Annotated in this window: 18 protein-coding genes; 2 read left to right on the top strand and 16 right to left on the bottom strand. The window is 70.3% G+C overall.

The annotated features are described in order from the left end of the window. Positions 1 to 34: 34 nt before the first annotated feature. The 11 genes from miv_RS10425 to miv_RS10375 all read right to left on the bottom strand — a co-directional run bounded on the left by miv_RS10425 (position 35) and on the right by miv_RS10375 (position 6,974). On the bottom strand, positions 35 to 655 hold the full coding sequence (locus tag miv_RS10425; protein WP_207182612.1) for a hypothetical protein: 621 nt from the start codon (positions 653 to 655) through the stop codon (positions 35 to 37). A gap of 38 nt (positions 656 to 693) precedes the next feature. Then, positions 694 to 1,506: a hypothetical protein gene (locus tag miv_RS10420; RefSeq protein ID WP_207182610.1), complete on the bottom strand. Its 813-nt coding sequence runs from the start codon at positions 1,504 to 1,506 to the stop codon at positions 694 to 696. Positions 1,507 to 1,517: 11 nt separating this feature from the next. Further along, positions 1,518 to 2,015 carry a hypothetical protein gene (locus miv_RS10415; protein ID WP_207182609.1) on the bottom strand — a complete coding sequence of 166 codons (498 nt, stop codon included), beginning with the start codon at positions 2,013 to 2,015 and terminating at the stop codon, positions 1,518 to 1,520. Beyond that, positions 1,999 to 2,361, bottom strand: coding sequence for a head-tail joining protein (locus miv_RS10410; RefSeq protein WP_207182608.1), 363 nt, complete (start codon positions 2,359 to 2,361; stop codon positions 1,999 to 2,001). The genes miv_RS10415 and miv_RS10410 overlap by 17 nt, the downstream gene beginning before the upstream one ends. A 1-nt stretch (position 2,362) precedes the next feature. Next, a complete protein-coding gene (locus tag miv_RS10405) occupies positions 2,363 to 2,890 on the bottom strand; it encodes a DUF4376 domain-containing protein (RefSeq protein ID WP_207182607.1) in 528 nt (175 codons plus the stop codon). Continuing rightward, on the bottom strand, positions 2,887 to 4,239 hold the full coding sequence (locus tag miv_RS10400) for a hypothetical protein (RefSeq protein ID WP_207182606.1): 1,353 nt from the start codon (positions 4,237 to 4,239) through the stop codon (positions 2,887 to 2,889). Before miv_RS10400 ends, miv_RS10405 begins: the two co-directional genes overlap by 4 nt. A gap of 3 nt (positions 4,240 to 4,242) precedes the next feature. Beyond that, entirely contained in the window at positions 4,243 to 4,608 is a 366-nt protein-coding gene (locus tag miv_RS10395) for a hypothetical protein (protein WP_207182605.1), read from the bottom strand. Between the two features lie 6 nt (positions 4,609 to 4,614). Next, positions 4,615 to 4,836: a hypothetical protein gene (locus miv_RS10390; RefSeq protein WP_207182604.1), complete on the bottom strand. Its 222-nt coding sequence runs from the start codon at positions 4,834 to 4,836 to the stop codon at positions 4,615 to 4,617. A gap of 1 nt (position 4,837) precedes the next feature. After that, positions 4,838 to 5,923, bottom strand: coding sequence for a major capsid protein (locus miv_RS10385; protein WP_207182602.1), 1,086 nt, complete (start codon positions 5,921 to 5,923; stop codon positions 4,838 to 4,840). A gap of 63 nt (positions 5,924 to 5,986) precedes the next feature. Then, positions 5,987 to 6,376 carry a head decoration protein gene (locus tag miv_RS10380; protein WP_207182601.1) on the bottom strand — a complete coding sequence of 130 codons (390 nt, stop codon included), beginning with the start codon at positions 6,374 to 6,376 and terminating at the stop codon, positions 5,987 to 5,989. 52 nt (positions 6,377 to 6,428) lie between these two features. Then, on the bottom strand, positions 6,429 to 6,974 hold the full coding sequence (locus miv_RS10375) for a hypothetical protein (protein WP_207182600.1): 546 nt from the start codon (positions 6,972 to 6,974) through the stop codon (positions 6,429 to 6,431). A gap of 359 nt (positions 6,975 to 7,333) precedes the next feature. Between miv_RS10375 and miv_RS10370 the strand changes: the two genes are divergently transcribed. Both miv_RS10370 and miv_RS10365 read left to right on the top strand, forming a co-directional pair. Next, a complete protein-coding gene (locus miv_RS10370; RefSeq protein ID WP_207182599.1) occupies positions 7,334 to 7,957 on the top strand; it encodes a hypothetical protein in 624 nt (207 codons plus the stop codon). 209 nt (positions 7,958 to 8,166) lie between these two features. Beyond that, a complete protein-coding gene (locus miv_RS10365; RefSeq protein WP_207182598.1) occupies positions 8,167 to 8,346 on the top strand; it encodes a hypothetical protein in 180 nt (59 codons plus the stop codon). A 35-nt stretch (positions 8,347 to 8,381) separates the two neighbouring features. Here miv_RS10365 and miv_RS10360 read toward each other — a convergent pair whose 3' ends face one another. From miv_RS10360 to miv_RS10340, 5 genes are all read right to left on the bottom strand, one after another. Further along, positions 8,382 to 9,329 carry a S49 family peptidase gene (locus tag miv_RS10360; RefSeq protein ID WP_207182597.1) on the bottom strand — a complete coding sequence of 316 codons (948 nt, stop codon included), beginning with the start codon at positions 9,327 to 9,329 and terminating at the stop codon, positions 8,382 to 8,384. Between the two features lies 1 nt (position 9,330). Continuing rightward, a complete protein-coding gene (locus miv_RS10355; protein ID WP_207182596.1) occupies positions 9,331 to 10,944 on the bottom strand; it encodes a phage portal protein in 1,614 nt (537 codons plus the stop codon). Positions 10,945 to 10,952: 8 nt separating this feature from the next. Then, a complete protein-coding gene (locus miv_RS10350; RefSeq protein ID WP_207182595.1) occupies positions 10,953 to 11,174 on the bottom strand; it encodes a hypothetical protein in 222 nt (73 codons plus the stop codon). A gap of 70 nt (positions 11,175 to 11,244) precedes the next feature. Continuing rightward, a complete protein-coding gene (locus miv_RS10345; RefSeq protein WP_207182594.1) occupies positions 11,245 to 13,596 on the bottom strand; it encodes a phage terminase large subunit family protein in 2,352 nt (783 codons plus the stop codon). Further along, a complete protein-coding gene (locus miv_RS10340; protein WP_207182593.1) occupies positions 13,596 to 14,219 on the bottom strand; it encodes a hypothetical protein in 624 nt (207 codons plus the stop codon). The genes miv_RS10345 and miv_RS10340 overlap by 1 nt, the downstream gene beginning before the upstream one ends. Position 14,220: the final 1 nt, after the last annotated feature.

The following is a 14,220-nucleotide window of genomic DNA, read 5'->3' as shown; positions in this document are numbered from 1 at the left end:
GGCCAGAATCCGCGGTAGACCGGCCGTTCGGCCTCTACGCTGCGAGAGGCGCCGGCTCCGGAACCGGCTCCATCGCGGTAAGGGTTCCGACCGGCTCGGGCTCGGGCGATTGCGGCTGCTCGGTCGGGGCGTCCTTCGCGCCCGCCGACATCCCGTCGAGCGCCATCCGCCCCTTCACCAGCCACTTCGCCGTCAGGTCGACGAAAGGGCCATGGAGCTCCGGCAGGTTCAGGCGCACCCAGCCGCTGACGGCATCGAGGATGCCGCGCGGGCCGAGGGTGTCGAGCCACGCCCGGTAAGGGCCGCGCTCGTCCTCGGACGCGAGGATGGTGTCGTCGGCGATGAGGTCGAGCAGGGCCGGGATGAGCTTGGGCGCCAGGTTGCGGGCGACCTTGCCCGGCGACGAACCGCCGACCGAGGCCGCGGCCTTGAGCGCGCCCTTGATGGCCGCCTCGACCGCGGAGCTCCGCTTCTCGGGGTCGGTCTCCTTCATGGCGGCATCGACCACCGCCTCGAAGAGCTCGCCCAGACCCGGGGTGCCCCAGATCGTCTTGTTGAGGTTTCCGATGCCGCGCTTGCCGATAGTGACGTTGACGCCGTCCACCGGCACCAGCGCCACCCGCCTCTGCGCACCCCAGTCCATCGCCTCGACCATGGTCCCGTCCCCTTGCTGTCCCTAGACCTGGCCCGCGCTCACGCCGCCCGGCGGATGAGCGGCACGTGGTAGCCGATGCCGAGCTGCGTGATGGCGGCGCGGCCTTTCAGGGTGACCCCCTCGAAGTCGTCGTTGCCCGAGATGAATCCGAGCTCGCCGTCGCCGGCCGCGTTGAACTGGTGGAGGTGCAGCACGGCGTGCGTGCCCACGTCCGACAGGTTGCGGACCATGATCTCCATCGCGATCTGCGGCTCGGTGCCGATGTCGACCTTCCGGATGCCGTCAGCCTCGGTGATGGCCGTCGGCACGACCGTGATCTCGCCCTTGAGCAGACCCTCGTCGTTGACCACGGCGTCGTTCGGCAGGTCGACGATCTTCACGACCCCGAGGGGGGCGTCGGTGATGCGGAGGTACTTCGGGTCGAGCGGCTTCAGGCCGTTCGCCGTGGTGTACTTGGCGGTCGCCGAGACGATGCCGTAGCGCCCGATGGGGTAGAGGTCGCCGGGCACCAGGTTGACCGGGAGGGTGAAGGGGTCGGCCGACTGCGTGAATAGGACGGCCTCGCCGTACAGCGACGCGGCACGGATGTAGTCCGTCTTCTGCATCGCCTTCATGGTGAACTCGGTGTCGAGCCTGGTCGTAGCCTCCAGCGCCAGGTACGAGACGGCGCCGTTCTTGGCGTACCTTTGCTTCCTGGTTGCGGTGACCTTGAGGTTGGCCATCTCGACGTCACCGAACGTGCGCCAGCCGCCCGAGTAGTTCAGGAGCTTGTAGAGCACCTCGCCGTACGGGATCTCGTAGGTCCCGGGGCCGATGCGGTCGTAGGAAGGTGCGGCGAAGGCTGCGCCCATGGTGCTCTCCGTCAGAACTGCTCTTGGGGAAGGGTGACGTCCGGCGCGCCCTCGACGTGATGGGCGACGGCGACGATGGAGACGGCCGCGAGGGCCAGCGTGGCGCCGCGGCTCTCGGGGTCGAACCCGGTGCCAGCCTGCGTCACGTAAGAGTCGGAGAGCAGCGGGATGCCGCTGCGGCTCAGGTGCGGGTCGGCGGCGAGGAGGCGCTCGACGACGGCCAGGGCCTCGCCCTGCTGGGCGGAGAGCGTGTTGACGGTGGTGACCGGCTTCACCGCCACGTGGGTGACGATGAAGTTCATGAGGCGCTGCACGATCCGCTGCCCGGGGATCTTGCCGCTCTTCCGGGTGACGACCTCGTTGGCGAAGTAGATGCCGAGGATCGGCTCGTCCCGCTCGTCGAGGATCCACACCGCCGACTGCACCACCTCCGTGACGCCGCCCACGCCGACGACCCCGCCGAAGGTCTCGGCGAGCCGGTCGAGGGTCGTGTTACGGCAGTGGTTCACGCGGAATGGGCCCCTGCAGAGGCAGGATCACCCAGACCGCACCGTCGTCATCCGGAGGCTGCGCGACGGTCCAGGAGTGCCCTGCGACGTCGACGGTGTCCCCCTGCCGTGCATCCGCCAACACATGCCGGGGCACGCGGACGAAGGGTCCGCTCACCTTCGCCTTCTCGGTGCGCCCGTTCGCGGTCGCGGTGGCGGTCCGCCGCGGTCCCCGGAAGATGACGGTGATGTCGAGGGGCGCGCCCCCGGCCTTCGGCCTGTACCGGGCCTCGGTCCCGTAGACCTCCAGGAGCGCCTCGGCGACCTCGGCGGTCGGCCCCGAATCGCCGTACGTGAAACCGCTCATGTCAGGCCGCCATGGCTGCGGCGAGGGCGGCGTCGACCTGCTCAGCCGTCGTCACGGTCCCGGCGGCGATGCCGGCGCCAACGGCATAGAGGGCGCCGAAGCTGCGCTTGACGTGGGCCCTCATGGCGACCGCCACAGCCTGCATGTCCGCGTTCGACAGGGGCCGGAAGACGCCGTCAGCAAATTTGAAGGGCTCGCCGTCCTTCCGCTCGGCGAGGTCAATGGCCTGGAGTTCACCGCTGACGAGCGTCTTACTCCGGTCGTCCGTGGCGACCGGGAAGCCGTTCCACGTCGTCCCGCCGACCTCGATCCGCCAGCGTGCATCTGCCGCGTAGGCGATGAGGTCGACGGCCGGCACCCGCGGGTCGACGAAGGCGCCGCCCTGCCACCGCCAGCCGAGCCAGACGCCCTGGGCCACAAGGGCGGCATCTAGGGGCACCGCGACAGCGCCAGCTGGGTACCGGTCGAGGTGAGGCTCGCCGACGACGACGGCGCCGTCGGCGGCGAGGACGAGATTATCCGAGCTCATTGGGCCACCGACTTGTAGATGAAGAGGTCCACGCAGCCGTTGCCGCCAGCGCCGGGAGATGAGTTGTAGTTCGAGTAGTTTGCGTAAGCGGAGGCATTGCCGCCGCCGCCGCCGCCCGGGAATCCGCCCTTGCCGCCGGCCGTAGCGTAAGGCCCGCTAGCAATGACCGCACCGCCCCCACCTCCGCCACCGAAAGAGCCGGGACCACCGTTCGCGCCGGCGGCGCCGTCGCCGGGATAGCCTCCGGCACCGCCCGCAGTCTGCGCGCCGGCAAGGTCGCCAACCCCGCCAGCGCCACCGCCGGCGGGATTGGCGCCTGAGCTCCAAGCCCCGCCCCCGCCGGCGCCAGGGCCAAGCGAAGGCGTGGCCCCGTAGCCATAGGAGGTATTGGGCGCGCCCCACCCTCGCAGCCTATCCGTACCGCCCGGCTGCCCGGCCTCGTAATCGCTGCTGGCAGGCTGGAGCATATAGGTGAAGAACGCGGATCCCTGCAGGCTGTAGGCGTTGAAGCTCACGCCCGCCGCCGACCGCACATAGCTCCCGAAGCTCGATCCTGCCCCGCCATTGGTCTTGGCGTTACTGTCCACGCCTGGCGCGGCGCCACCGGCACCGACGGTCACGGGGACGGAGCCGCCGGCCGAGACGAGATCGGCGCGTCTCAGGCCGAGGCGGGAGGCGACGGCGCCGGGCGCGCCACCGAAAGCGCCGCCGCCGCTCGCCACGGGCTGGGCCCAGCCCGAGGAGCCACCGCTGATGCAGCGCGCGTCGAGCTCGTCCCATCCCGGATACGCCGCGTCGGTGTCGGCGACGGTCCACGTGCCGGACGCAGAGATGCGGAGGATGCCGAGAAGCATTCGCCGGGTGACTGTGGAGGGGGCGCTCGATCCGGACGCACCGGCCGGGATGCCGAGGTCGATGGCGTAGGCGCCGGTACCAACGGCGCGCACCGCGGCGGACGCGGCGGCGCCGGCGGCCAAGGATGTGACGTTGCCGATTTGCAGGGTCGGGGCGTCCCCCTTGGCGCCGGCGGCACCGACCGGCAGGCCCAGGTCGATGGCGTAGACACCACCCCCGAGGGCGCGCACGGCGGCGGTTGGCGCGGCGTTCGACGCGAGCGCGGTGACGTTTCCAGCCTGGAGCGTTGGGGTCGCACCGGGGGCACCGTCCTTCGCCAGCGGCCAGGAAACGTCGAGTGCGTAGGTGTTGGCCGCCGTCTGCCGCAGGGCGACCTGCGGGGGCGAGCCGTACGGGAGGGCCGCGGCGTTGCCGGCCTGCAGGACGGGCGTGGCGCCGGGGGCGCCGGGCTTCCCGGGCCTGCCTGCGCCTCCGGTTGAGGGAGAGAATCCCACGGGTCAGGCCCCCTTGAAGATGCGGAACTGGGTGGCGGCGGTACCGCCATCGGTTCGAGGACGCCGGCGAACCGCGATCCGTTCGTCGGCGCGGACGCCCCACTCGGAGTAGGGTCCGTCGTGGGCCTTCGCGGCCCCGGCGCTCATCACGGCCGGGTCGACCGAGCCGCCGTCATCGCCGGCGTTCAGCCAGAGGGGACCGTCGGACCAGACCACGTAGATGCCCTCGCCGAGGGGCGCGGTGACGAAGGGGGCGTCGGTCGCGAGCTCGCCGACGGCGACGGTCGGATTCGAGAGCCACGAAACCTCAAGCGGCGTCCGCTCCGAGGTGCCGCCGTCGGTGATGGGAGGGTAGATGCCGGGCTTCATGCCGCCTCACTCGGCGGGAGGCTTCGCCCCGCCCTTCTTGGCCTTGGGCTCGACGGCGGGCGCGGCCGCGGGGGCCGGCGCCGCATCGTCGTCGACAATGGTCAGGTATCGGCCGCGCTGCAGGGCGACGGCGTCGGTGCGGGGAAGGAGGAACTCCTCCCCCGCCGCCTTCCAGCCCTCGTCCGTCTTCACGGCGCGGAGGGCACGGCAGATGACCTCGGCGGCCATCTCAGAACACCTTGAGCGACCAGGAGGCGTTCTCGCGCAGGACCACCGGCAGCGGGGCGCACTGGCCCTGCATGTACTTCACGCCGCTCTCCTGGTCGTACCAGACCTTCACGAAGAGCTCGGTGGCGGCCATGCCCATGTCGATGGCGAGCTGGTCCTCCAGGGCGCCGAACAGGCGGAAGCCCTGAAGCTGCGGGCCGACGCCGATCACGGTGCCGGGCTCCAGGACGGGGACGCCCTCCTCGACCGTGTACTGGCCGGTGATGGGGTCGATGTGGATGACGTCCTTGAAGTCGGAGTAGACCCAGATGCGGTAGTCGCCGAGCTCGGCCACGAGCACCGCGTCGGTGGCGTTGTAGTTCTTCGGGCCGATGTCGGCGGTGTTGCCGCCGGTCGCGCGCCTGAGCTTGATGATCTCGCGGAGCTCCGGGTCCTTGCGGCAGAACGCCCAGGCCTCGGGATCCATGATGACGTCGGTGATGGTCGCACCGTCGATCTTCGAGACCAGCTTGCCGCGGGACTCGATGTCAGCGAGCGGCGAGGCCATCTCCTTGTTCCACTGCGCCGTGCCGACGAGGGCGCCGGTCAGGTCGGGGTGACGGCCGAAGTCGATGACGACGGGCTCGTCATAGCCCTCGCCGGTCACCGTGATGGAGCCCTGCACGGCGCCTTCGATGGCCATGTGCTCCTGCGAGCGCGTGGTCAGCGTGCGGATCTCGTTCAGGGTCTCGACCTGGATGGCCGCGGCGCGGGCCTGGGGCGTGAGGGCACCACCGATGGGCTCGCCGGCCATGCGCGCCAGCGAGGCCCTCGGGTTGAGGTCGCTCGTGAGCTTGATGGTCGGCGGGGTGAAGGTCTTGGTCCGGTTGCCGGGCAGGCGGATCGAACGGGCCTTCGAGCGCGGCGCGACGAAGGGCGCCGACTTGCGGTGGCCCTTCTTGACGTCGAACTTGATGTCGGTCGTCGGCTCGACGATCTTCATGGGGTAGAACCGGTCCATGAAGAAGGTCTTGAGCGGCTTGGCCTGGTCGAGCACCCCCATGATCCGCTGGGTGTCGTTCAGGTTCACTTGGGGCTCGGTGGCCATGAGGGGCTCCCTGCTGTCGGCTGTCTGCTAAGGGGTGGGGTCGGCGTCAGGCGGGAGCCCGGCTCAGGTGACCGGGAAGCCGTAGAAGATGTTGTTGGCGCGCAGGGCGTCCTTGACGCTCGGGAACGTGTGCCCGCGGCCCAGCTTCAGGAACGTCGTCAGGAAATGCCCGGTCAGGTAGACGGCCGGCTGCTTGTCGCCGTCGGTCGCGTCGCAGTCCCGGAGCAGGACCACGCTCGGCTTCTCGGAGCCGTCGGTGACCAGGTCACCGTTCTCCTTGGTCCTGCAGGAGAGGACGTACTCGCCGGTCGCCGTGACCTTGCCGAGGACGGAACCCTCCTTGAGGTTCTGCCCGGCCGAGAGCGGCACGACGCCCTCCATGTGCGGGTACGGGCTGGCGAAGCGGTAGTCGCTGTTGTCCCAGTCGACGGTGCTGCTCTTGGGGTACGGCATGAGGGGCTATCCTAGCGTCAGGTGCTACGGGCGGGGCGAAGGCGGCGGCCGGTCAGTCCTTGCTGTCCCGGTGGAGGCCCGCGGCGCGCAGCGCCTTGACGAGCTCGTCCTCCTCGGCGGCCGGGCCGCCGCCGGCGCCGAGCTTCGGGTTAGGGGCCTCGGCGTTCATCGCCTTCCGGAAGGCGTCGCCCTTCGGCGAATCGGCCGCCTCGCGCGCCGCCGGGGCCTCGACGGCCGAGGTGTCGACGTCCTGCAGCACGGCCTCGAAGAGGCTCGCGGCGCCCTCGGCCGACAGGTCGGTGCTGTAGGCGATGGCGGCGGCGAGGTTCGGGAACACCTTGCCATTGGCGGACTGGGTGATGGCCCACATGCGGGCCTTCTCGCCGGACGCGCCGACGGGCGGCTTGGCGGCGGAGGCGCCGGTCTCATCCTTTTTGTCCTGCTCGCCCTCGTCGGCCTTGCCCTTGCCGTCCTTCTTCTCCTCGGTCGGCTGGCCCTCGGCCTTGCCCTTCCCGTCCTTCTTCTCCTCGGTCGGGCTGGGCTCGGACGCCGTGGGGGCCGCGGTGGCCAGCTTGGCGCGGAGTCGGGGGGCGGACATGGGCTTCTCCGGGGTGCGAGGAGGCCCGTTTCGGGGGCCGGAATCCTGCTGTCCCGGTCAGGCTCAACCCCCGCCGTGCATCCGCCAACACATGCCGGGCGAGGAAATCTCCGAGGAAAACGGTCGCTTGGCACACCCACGCGCGGCTAGGCCCGCCCAAGGCGCAGGCGTTACAGGCGCGCTCAGCGGTCGGATATCCAACCGCGGCCGACGCCATCAAACGCCGCCTGACGCCGATAGACAGCACTCTTCGGGGCTTGACATGCCACCGGCAAAATTCCCGGCGCTGGGTATAACCGGCGTTTGAAGGGGCTTTCGGGCTTGCGCTTCTATCCGCCGTGTGCCCTTATGAACGGACTATGGACGCGCTCGATAAACTAATCGCCGAGAAGCGGCAGGCCATATCGGCCGTAGAAGCGGAAATCGCTTCTCACGAGGCTAAGGTCGCCTCCCTGCGCGAGAGCATCCTTCTCGCCACCGTGGAGTTGGCTGCCTTCGAGAGGGCAGCCGCCCTTCGACCGTTTTACTTGACGGGCGGCGACGAGGATTCCTCCGACGCACACGACAGCGACGGGAAGCGCCGCGGGCGCCAGAAAGGCGCCATCTCGCTCTCGTGGCGGACGGCCCTCGGCTACCTCTACATGATGGATGAGCCCTTCGACCACGAGAAGATGCTCGAAGTCGCTCAGGGCTGCGGTATCACAACCAGCTTGGCGTCCATTCGCGACCGCGCGCGCGACTACGTCGACCGTGGCTTGCTCGACCGATCTGGCGACGCCAGCTTTGTCGTGACTGAAAAGGCCGCGAAGCAGTTCAAGTTCGATCAGGCGCCGGTTGCCGGCCACGGGGGGACCGCCCCCGAGATGCCTGAGATCGAGGAAGAGGATAACGACGGCTCGGACGCCGAGACCCTGCGCGAGCAGGGCGCGTCAGGCGACGCGTCGTTCCTCGGGGATTCCGATGGAGGCGGTATGGCCTCATAGAAGATGCTTCGACGGCTGAGGTCCTGCCGGTCGAAGTAACGGAGCCGGGCGCTACCAACACCCGGCTCCGTATGGACCATCCACGATAGCCGCTTCCGGGGGGAAGCTGCGCTGAAAGTCGACGGCTCCGCAGCCCCAAAGTCGCACTTTCAGCCGCAGTTTTCAACTCGGAAGCCCATCAATCCTGTATATCAACAGGAGGGCTTGCCTTGCGCGGCCGCTTCCCCTGCACGTTCGAGATGGCGTGCCACGTTCTCTACCTCGTTGAAGTTCTGGGCCTCACCCAGACCGAGGCCGCCCTCGTCGTCGGTCTCAACGTCGGCTCGGTGAACCACGTCGTTCACCGCCGCCGCCACCCTGGGGCCTATCCGGTCCCGATCCCCATGTGAGCATGTCGGACCGGGGTGGCGCACATCTCGGCTCCCTAAGCGACATGGAGCAGGCCCTCGTTGGCCTGCTCCATGTCGGTGACAATTTCCGCCATGACTTCGTCGAAGGTTGCGACTTCGTCGGCGAGCCCGGCGTCGACCGCTTTCGCGCCGATGAAGACCGCGCCCTGGCCGAACTGCTCGGACGAGACGACCTCCAGGCTGAGGCCGCGGTACTGGGCGACCTGCGCCAGGAAGACGGCGGCAGTGTCGTCGGCGATGCGCTGGATGGCGGCCCGCCCCGAATCGGTCGCAACGTCCGGCCGCTTGTTCGGGGTCTGGCTGGAGATGATCTCCCAGGTCTTGATGCCGGCCTTCTCGTCGGCCGCCCGGCGGTCGACGATGCTGCAGCAGCACCCGAGCGACCCGATGGCCGAGGTCGGCGTGACCGCGATATGGTCGGACGCGGACACGACCCAGAGGGCCGCGCTGCAGGCGTCGCCGACCACCATGGAGACGACGGGCAGGAACTCGGTCGCGGCCTTCACCGCAGCCGCCGCCTCGCTGCAGCCGGCGACCTGGCCGCCGGGGCTGTCGACCTCCAGGATGACGGCGGCGACCGAGGCATGGCTGACCGCCGCGGCGAGGTCGGCCTTGAGGCTCTGGTACGAGGTCATGCCGCAGCTCTCAAGCCACGACGCGTAGGCGATGAGCGGCCCGATGACGGGGATGACCGCAACCCCGTTCCGGATGACGGCCCGGCCGTACTCGCGCAGGTACTCGTCCCCGCCCGAAAGCGCCGCGCGCTTCGGGGGGCCGTCGCCCTCGTCGTCGGACATCCCGGCGGAGACGCCACCGGTGACGTGGCCCTGCGCGCGGGGCGCGAGGGCGCTGATCTCGACGGTCTCGCGGCGCGCCAGGGCGACGAGCTCGTCGAGTCCCTCGCTGGTGATGGCCCACGGCCGGCTCAGCGCGGTGGCGATGTGGGCGAGGTCGCGCGCCATCTCAGTGCTCCCTGTCAGAGTTTCCGTCGCCCTCGCGCGGGTCGCCGGCGGCGCCCGCCAGGGCGCGCGGGTTCCGGGCCGCGACGTCGAGCGGGTATTCCATCTTCTTCGAGTGGTAGTAGGCCCGCTCGATCTCCTGCTGGTCGGCGGTCTCCATCCAGTCCTCGCCCGTGTCGCCGCACTCGGACAGCATGGTGGTGGTGTAGTTCCCCATGCGCGTCGTCTGCGCCTGGGCTTCCTTGAGGGGGTCGATCCAGCCCTTGCCGCTGCCGAGCCAACGGCACGCCGTCCAGGCCGTCGCCATGCCCGGGGCGTAGAGGAGCTCCGGCGTGCAGTCGGGAATCAAACCCAAATGGACCGCCTCCTCGAACCAGCACTGGAACACGGGGTCGAAGAAGCGCTGACCCATCCAGGTCCGCTTCGTGTAGAAGGTGCGCCAGGCGTCGAGCAGGATGGTGCGGGCGTTCGAGTAGTTCAGGCCTCCGTAGTCCCTGGCCCCGATCTCGTAGGGGATGTCCAGGCCGGCCATGACTTGGCGCCAGGACGCCTTGAGGAAGGCCTCGAAGTTCTGGGCGTTGCGCTGGGCGTTGAGGGTGGTGACCTCCGTTCCCGGAGGTGCGACGACGGTGGCGCCGTCGTCGGTGACCTGGGGGCGGAACTCCTTGTCGTAGTACATCTGCCAGTACCCGTAATTGGGACTGGACTTGAACATCTGCATGACCTGTTCGGGGTTCAGGCTCGACTTGACGATAAGCGCGAGGGCGCTCGTCACCACCTGGTTCCTGAGCTCGGCCCGGCGGATCTTGCCGATGTCCCGGACCTCGCCGCCGACGGACGCGAGCTGCGAGATGCCGAAGGACTGCTCCGGCCGGCGCCGGGGATAGACGTGCACCAGGCGACGGCGCCCCCACGACGTGAAGGCGGGGATGTAGGTCCACTCGCGCTTCACCCCCTGCGCGAGCATGCCGAGGGCGTCCCCGGGATGGGCCGAGCAGATCCAGTACCCCTTGGGCGCGCCGGTCTCGGGGTCGAGCTCGATGCCCCGGCGGCGGGTCGCCGTGTCGGGCAGGAAGTCCGGGTTCGACAGGCGGTCGGCCTCGACCACCCTGAAGCAGGTTCCGAACCGGGTGAGCCCGTTGTCGGGGAGGTAGTACGGGACGGCCACGCCGGATCCCGACACGATGGTCGAGGTCAGGAGTTCCGACCCCATGAAGCCCAGGGTCTCGGTGCGGGAGGCGTCGCAGTCGGTGGTGCGGGCCCAGTTGCGGAACAGGCCGCGGACGACGCGCGACCACTGCTCCGCCCAGAGCTTGTCCTTGCCGAGGGTCTTCCAGTCGGGGGTCGGGACGGCGTCGAGTCCCTCGCCGACGATGGCGAGAACCTGCTGCTGGATGGCCGAGTAGACCTGCCCCTCGTGCCGCTCCAGGTCGCGGCCGCGCCAGGCTGCGATGTCGGCCTCGGGCCCGTTGTCGCCGTCGGCGCTGCCGCGCGAGACGCGCCAGTCCCGCATGCCGCGGGCGAACGAGGCGCCGGGCCAGTTGCTGTCGACGGCGGCGTCGCGCCGGAGGGGCGTGAGCCCGTCGGCCTTGACGAGGGCGGGGACGCGAGGCTGCATGCCGGGCCTCAGCGGATGTAGATCGTGCCGAAGCCGCCGGGCTCCGACAGGCGCACGCGGGTCTCCAGGTCGGAGATGATGTCGCGGAGTTCGGTCACCGTGGCCTTGGCGTAGGCCACGGTCTCGCCGCCGGTCCCGGCGGACTGGATGTCCTTGCCGAGGCGCCGGCGCAGGGCGGCCTTCGCGAGGGCGAGGTCGGACTTGGCCTCGTCGAGTTCCTGAGCGTTCATGGCGGGTCCCGGGCTGTGGACCCCAGGCTCCCGGCCGGACGTGCATCCGCCAACACATGCCCCGGGCGGGTCAGTCCTCGTCGTAGGCGGAGGAGCGACCGAGGCCCGCGCCACGCATCAGGGCGCGCATGTCGACCTTCGCGGACGGGCCCGCGAGGCCTGGCGCGTCGTCGCCCGGGGTGGCCTCGCCCCGACCCTGCCAAGGGGTGCGCAGCCCCGGCGGGACGCGGATGGCGTCCGCCGTCGGCGCGGGCGGGACGGGCGGGCGGACCACGCGGCGGACGATGCGGTCCTCGGGCGCGGCCTCGACCGACGGCGTGGCGGCGGGCTCGGGGGTCTCGTCCATCGGCGCGCCCTCCTCGGCGGCATCGTCCTCGCGGGCGTCCTCGGAATCCCCCGCCTCGACCGGGAGCGCGAGGAAGGGGTGGATGTCGCCGACGCCGACCGGCACGGGGTTGCCGGCCGAGGTCCGCTCATGCTGCCGGCGGACGATGGCCTGGCGAAGCTCCTCGGCGGCCTTCTCCAGCGCGACCTCCTCGCGCCGGAACTCGGCGTCGGCCCATTCGTCCCAGCCCTCGTCGTAGGCCAGGGCCCGGGCGTAGACGGCGCAGTCGAGGGACTCGTGACGCCGGCTCTCGATGCCGACGTAGACCCCCTTCATGCGACCGTCCCGGCCGGCGCGATAGACCATGCGCTCGGACACGAGCTGGCGGCAGAACTCGGCCGACACGTCCGCCGGCAGCCCGACCCAGCCGTAGGGCTCGCCGTCCTCGCGGCGCTCCAGGTTGAGCGCGCCGAAGAGCTCGCCCTTGATCATGGTGGTGCCGACGGCGAGGTAGACGAAGGCGCTCTTCGGGTCGAAGGTCCCGGCCTTGTTCGCCTCGCGCCGGGTCGCCCAGGTCGCCAGGCCGTCGAGGTTCCAGCGGCCGCGCACGGCGCAGACGCGGTTCTGGTCGCAGGTCTGCACGAAGGCGTCGACGACCTCGGGAAGGTGGCCGCGGTCGATGCCGGTCCGGCGGATGGGGAGCACCGCGCCGCACTTGTGGAGGTAGCGCCGGTTCAGGGCGTCGCGCACCCGGTCCCAGGTCGACGGCTCGGTCGCCCGGCCGGAGATGCGCACCCACTCGATCAGCCAGCGCTTGTTGTCCCGGCCCCATCCCCAGACGTGGAGCTCGACGTGATCGACGCCGACGTCGCCGCCGCAGGTCAGGAACAGGACGCCCGGCGGAAGCTGGCGGCGGCGGTACCCCTTCGAGCGCCGGCCGTAGACGTATTCCCAGTCTGGCGCCTGGCCGGCGTCCTCCCAGGGCATGCCGTCGATGGAGTTGCAGACCGTCTTCGAGCGCGAGTAGTTGCCCGCCGCGCGGTCCTTCTGGGACGCGATCTGCGGCCACGACAGCCACCCAATGGGGCTGAGGTAGGAGGGCATGTAGTAGGAGCGGTGCTCGTGCTCGTCATGGTTCTCGGCGGTCGGTATCCACCGGCCCTCGGCGAGCATGTCGGTCTTGTGCTGGTCCTCCCAGATCTCGCCCTCGCAGTTGCGGCAGACCATGTGCGCGCTGCGCGGCTTGCCCTGCTCCCACCGGAACTGCGAGGGGTGGTAGACCGTGCCCTTGCCCTCGAACCGCGATCCGGCCGCACCCCATCCGCAGTGCGGGCACGGCATGCACCAGTGCCGTTGGTCTCCCCGCAGGTACTCCGCGTAGACGACGCTGGTGGCCTTCAGGCCCGGCGTCGACAGCACCACCTTCTTGCGGCGGAAACCGAACGTGCGCGAGCGGGCGTCGGCCTTGTCGAGGGGCGAGCCCTCGCCCGAGACGTCGACCGGGTACTTGTCGACCTCGTCGAGGACGAGGAAGCGCATGGGCGAGGAATCGAGCGAGGCCGCCGACCCGGCCCAGCCGAACCGGAACACGCCGCCCTTGAACCGCTTCGACAGCTTCGTGTTGCCGCCGCCCCGCTTGCCCGCCGGGGGGACCTTCGCCCGCAGCGAGGGGCAGGCGTCGATCATGGTGTCGATGCGCTGCTTCGAGAACTCGCCCGCGGTCGCGCGGTCCGGCAGCACGTAGAGGATGGCGCACGGCGAGGCGTCCATGTGGAAGCCGACGGCGTTCAGGGCGCTCTCGCTGGCCCCGATCTGCGCACCCTTGAGCTCGGTCGTCTGCACGCACGACGAGCTCGGGGACAGGTTGTCCGACGGCTCGATCAGGTACGGGGTCTTCGAGGACCGGTACTTGTCCGGCGCCGCCGACGCCTCGGGCGAGAGGTAGCGGTTCCCGTCGGCCCACTGGGTGACTGTGATGTCGGGGTCGGGCTGCAGGCCTGCGCGGAAGGCCGCGAGGACCTCCTCCATCCCCTCGTAGGCGAAGACGCCCTCGGGCAGCGGGAACGGGTCGTCCGGCGTCTGGAAAGGGGCTCCCATCAGGCCAGCCCGCCGCCGTACCGGGTGTCGGCCATGCGCTCGAACATCATGCGCACCCGCTTGTCGAGGACGCGGTGCACGTCATGGACGCGGTCGCTCAGGCCGAGCTCGGCGGCCATCTCGGCGGCGTTGCCGTCGACGAACGCCTTCCACTGGTCCTGGAAGGCGCGGGCCATCGCGTGCACGTGTGAGAGGTGCGGGTCCTTCATGATCCACTCGCCGCGGTCGCGGGCGAACTCCCACTCCTCCCGCTTGTACTTCTGCATCTCGCGGGCGGTCTGGATCTTGAGCCGGTTCGCCGTCATGGGGGTCGCGCCCCCGGCGCCGTCGACCGGGGCGGGAGGCTCAACCTCGTCGACCGGCGGGGGCGGCCGCACCGCCGCGGGCTTGCCCCGGGACGCGAGGACGCCGTCGCCGACGGCGGCGCCGTCCCGCTGCAGGGCGGGGTTGGTGTTGCCGAGCCAGAGGGAATCCGCCTTGGCGACGTCGATGGTCCCGTCCCCGTTGACGGCGCCGTGCAGGCGCCCGTCCCGGATGGCCTTGCGGACCGCCGCGTCGGACCCGCCGACGAGCCCGCGAGCCTTCCGCTGCCGGGCGTATTCCCTGATGCTGACGCCAGCCATC

The sequence above is a fragment of the Methylobacterium indicum genome, from assembly GCF_017347565.1.
GTDB classification, from domain to species: domain Bacteria; phylum Pseudomonadota; class Alphaproteobacteria; order Rhizobiales; family Beijerinckiaceae; genus Methylobacterium; species Methylobacterium indicum.
This window is presented reverse-complemented; position numbering and strand designations above follow the sequence as displayed.

Bases quoted from the DNA above. Each gene is read 5' to 3' on its own strand.
- miv_RS10370 (WP_207182599.1), top strand. From the start codon at position 7,334: ATGGACGCGCTCGATAAACTAATCGCCGAGAAGCGGCAGGCCATATCG.
- miv_RS10345 (WP_207182594.1), bottom strand. From the start codon at position 13,596: ATGGGAGCCCCTTTCCAGACGCCGGACGACCCGTTCCCGCTGCCCGAG.
- miv_RS10385 (WP_207182602.1), bottom strand. From the start codon at position 5,923: ATGGCCACCGAGCCCCAAGTGAACCTGAACGACACCCAGCGGATCATG.
- miv_RS10380 (WP_207182601.1), bottom strand. From the start codon at position 6,376: ATGCCGTACCCCAAGAGCAGCACCGTCGACTGGGACAACAGCGACTAC.
- miv_RS10350 (WP_207182595.1), bottom strand. From the start codon at position 11,174: ATGAACGCTCAGGAACTCGACGAGGCCAAGTCCGACCTCGCCCTCGCG.
- miv_RS10425 (WP_207182612.1), bottom strand. From the start codon at position 655: ATGGTCGAGGCGATGGACTGGGGTGCGCAGAGGCGGGTGGCGCTGGTG.
- miv_RS10420 (WP_207182610.1), bottom strand. From the start codon at position 1,506: ATGGGCGCAGCCTTCGCCGCACCTTCCTACGACCGCATCGGCCCCGGG.
- miv_RS10395 (WP_207182605.1), bottom strand. From the start codon at position 4,608: ATGAAGCCCGGCATCTACCCTCCCATCACCGACGGCGGCACCTCGGAG.
- miv_RS10355 (WP_207182596.1), bottom strand. From the start codon at position 10,944: ATGCAGCCTCGCGTCCCCGCCCTCGTCAAGGCCGACGGGCTCACGCCC.
- miv_RS10360 (WP_207182597.1), bottom strand. From the start codon at position 9,329: ATGGCGCGCGACCTCGCCCACATCGCCACCGCGCTGAGCCGGCCGTGG.
- miv_RS10405 (WP_207182607.1), bottom strand. From the start codon at position 2,890: ATGAGCTCGGATAATCTCGTCCTCGCCGCCGACGGCGCCGTCGTCGTC.
- miv_RS10410 (WP_207182608.1), bottom strand. From the start codon at position 2,361: ATGAGCGGTTTCACGTACGGCGATTCGGGGCCGACCGCCGAGGTCGCC.
- miv_RS10390 (WP_207182604.1), bottom strand. From the start codon at position 4,836: ATGGCCGCCGAGGTCATCTGCCGTGCCCTCCGCGCCGTGAAGACGGAC.
- miv_RS10375 (WP_207182600.1), bottom strand. From the start codon at position 6,974: ATGTCCGCCCCCCGACTCCGCGCCAAGCTGGCCACCGCGGCCCCCACG.
- miv_RS10340 (WP_207182593.1), bottom strand. From the start codon at position 14,219: ATGGCTGGCGTCAGCATCAGGGAATACGCCCGGCAGCGGAAGGCTCGC.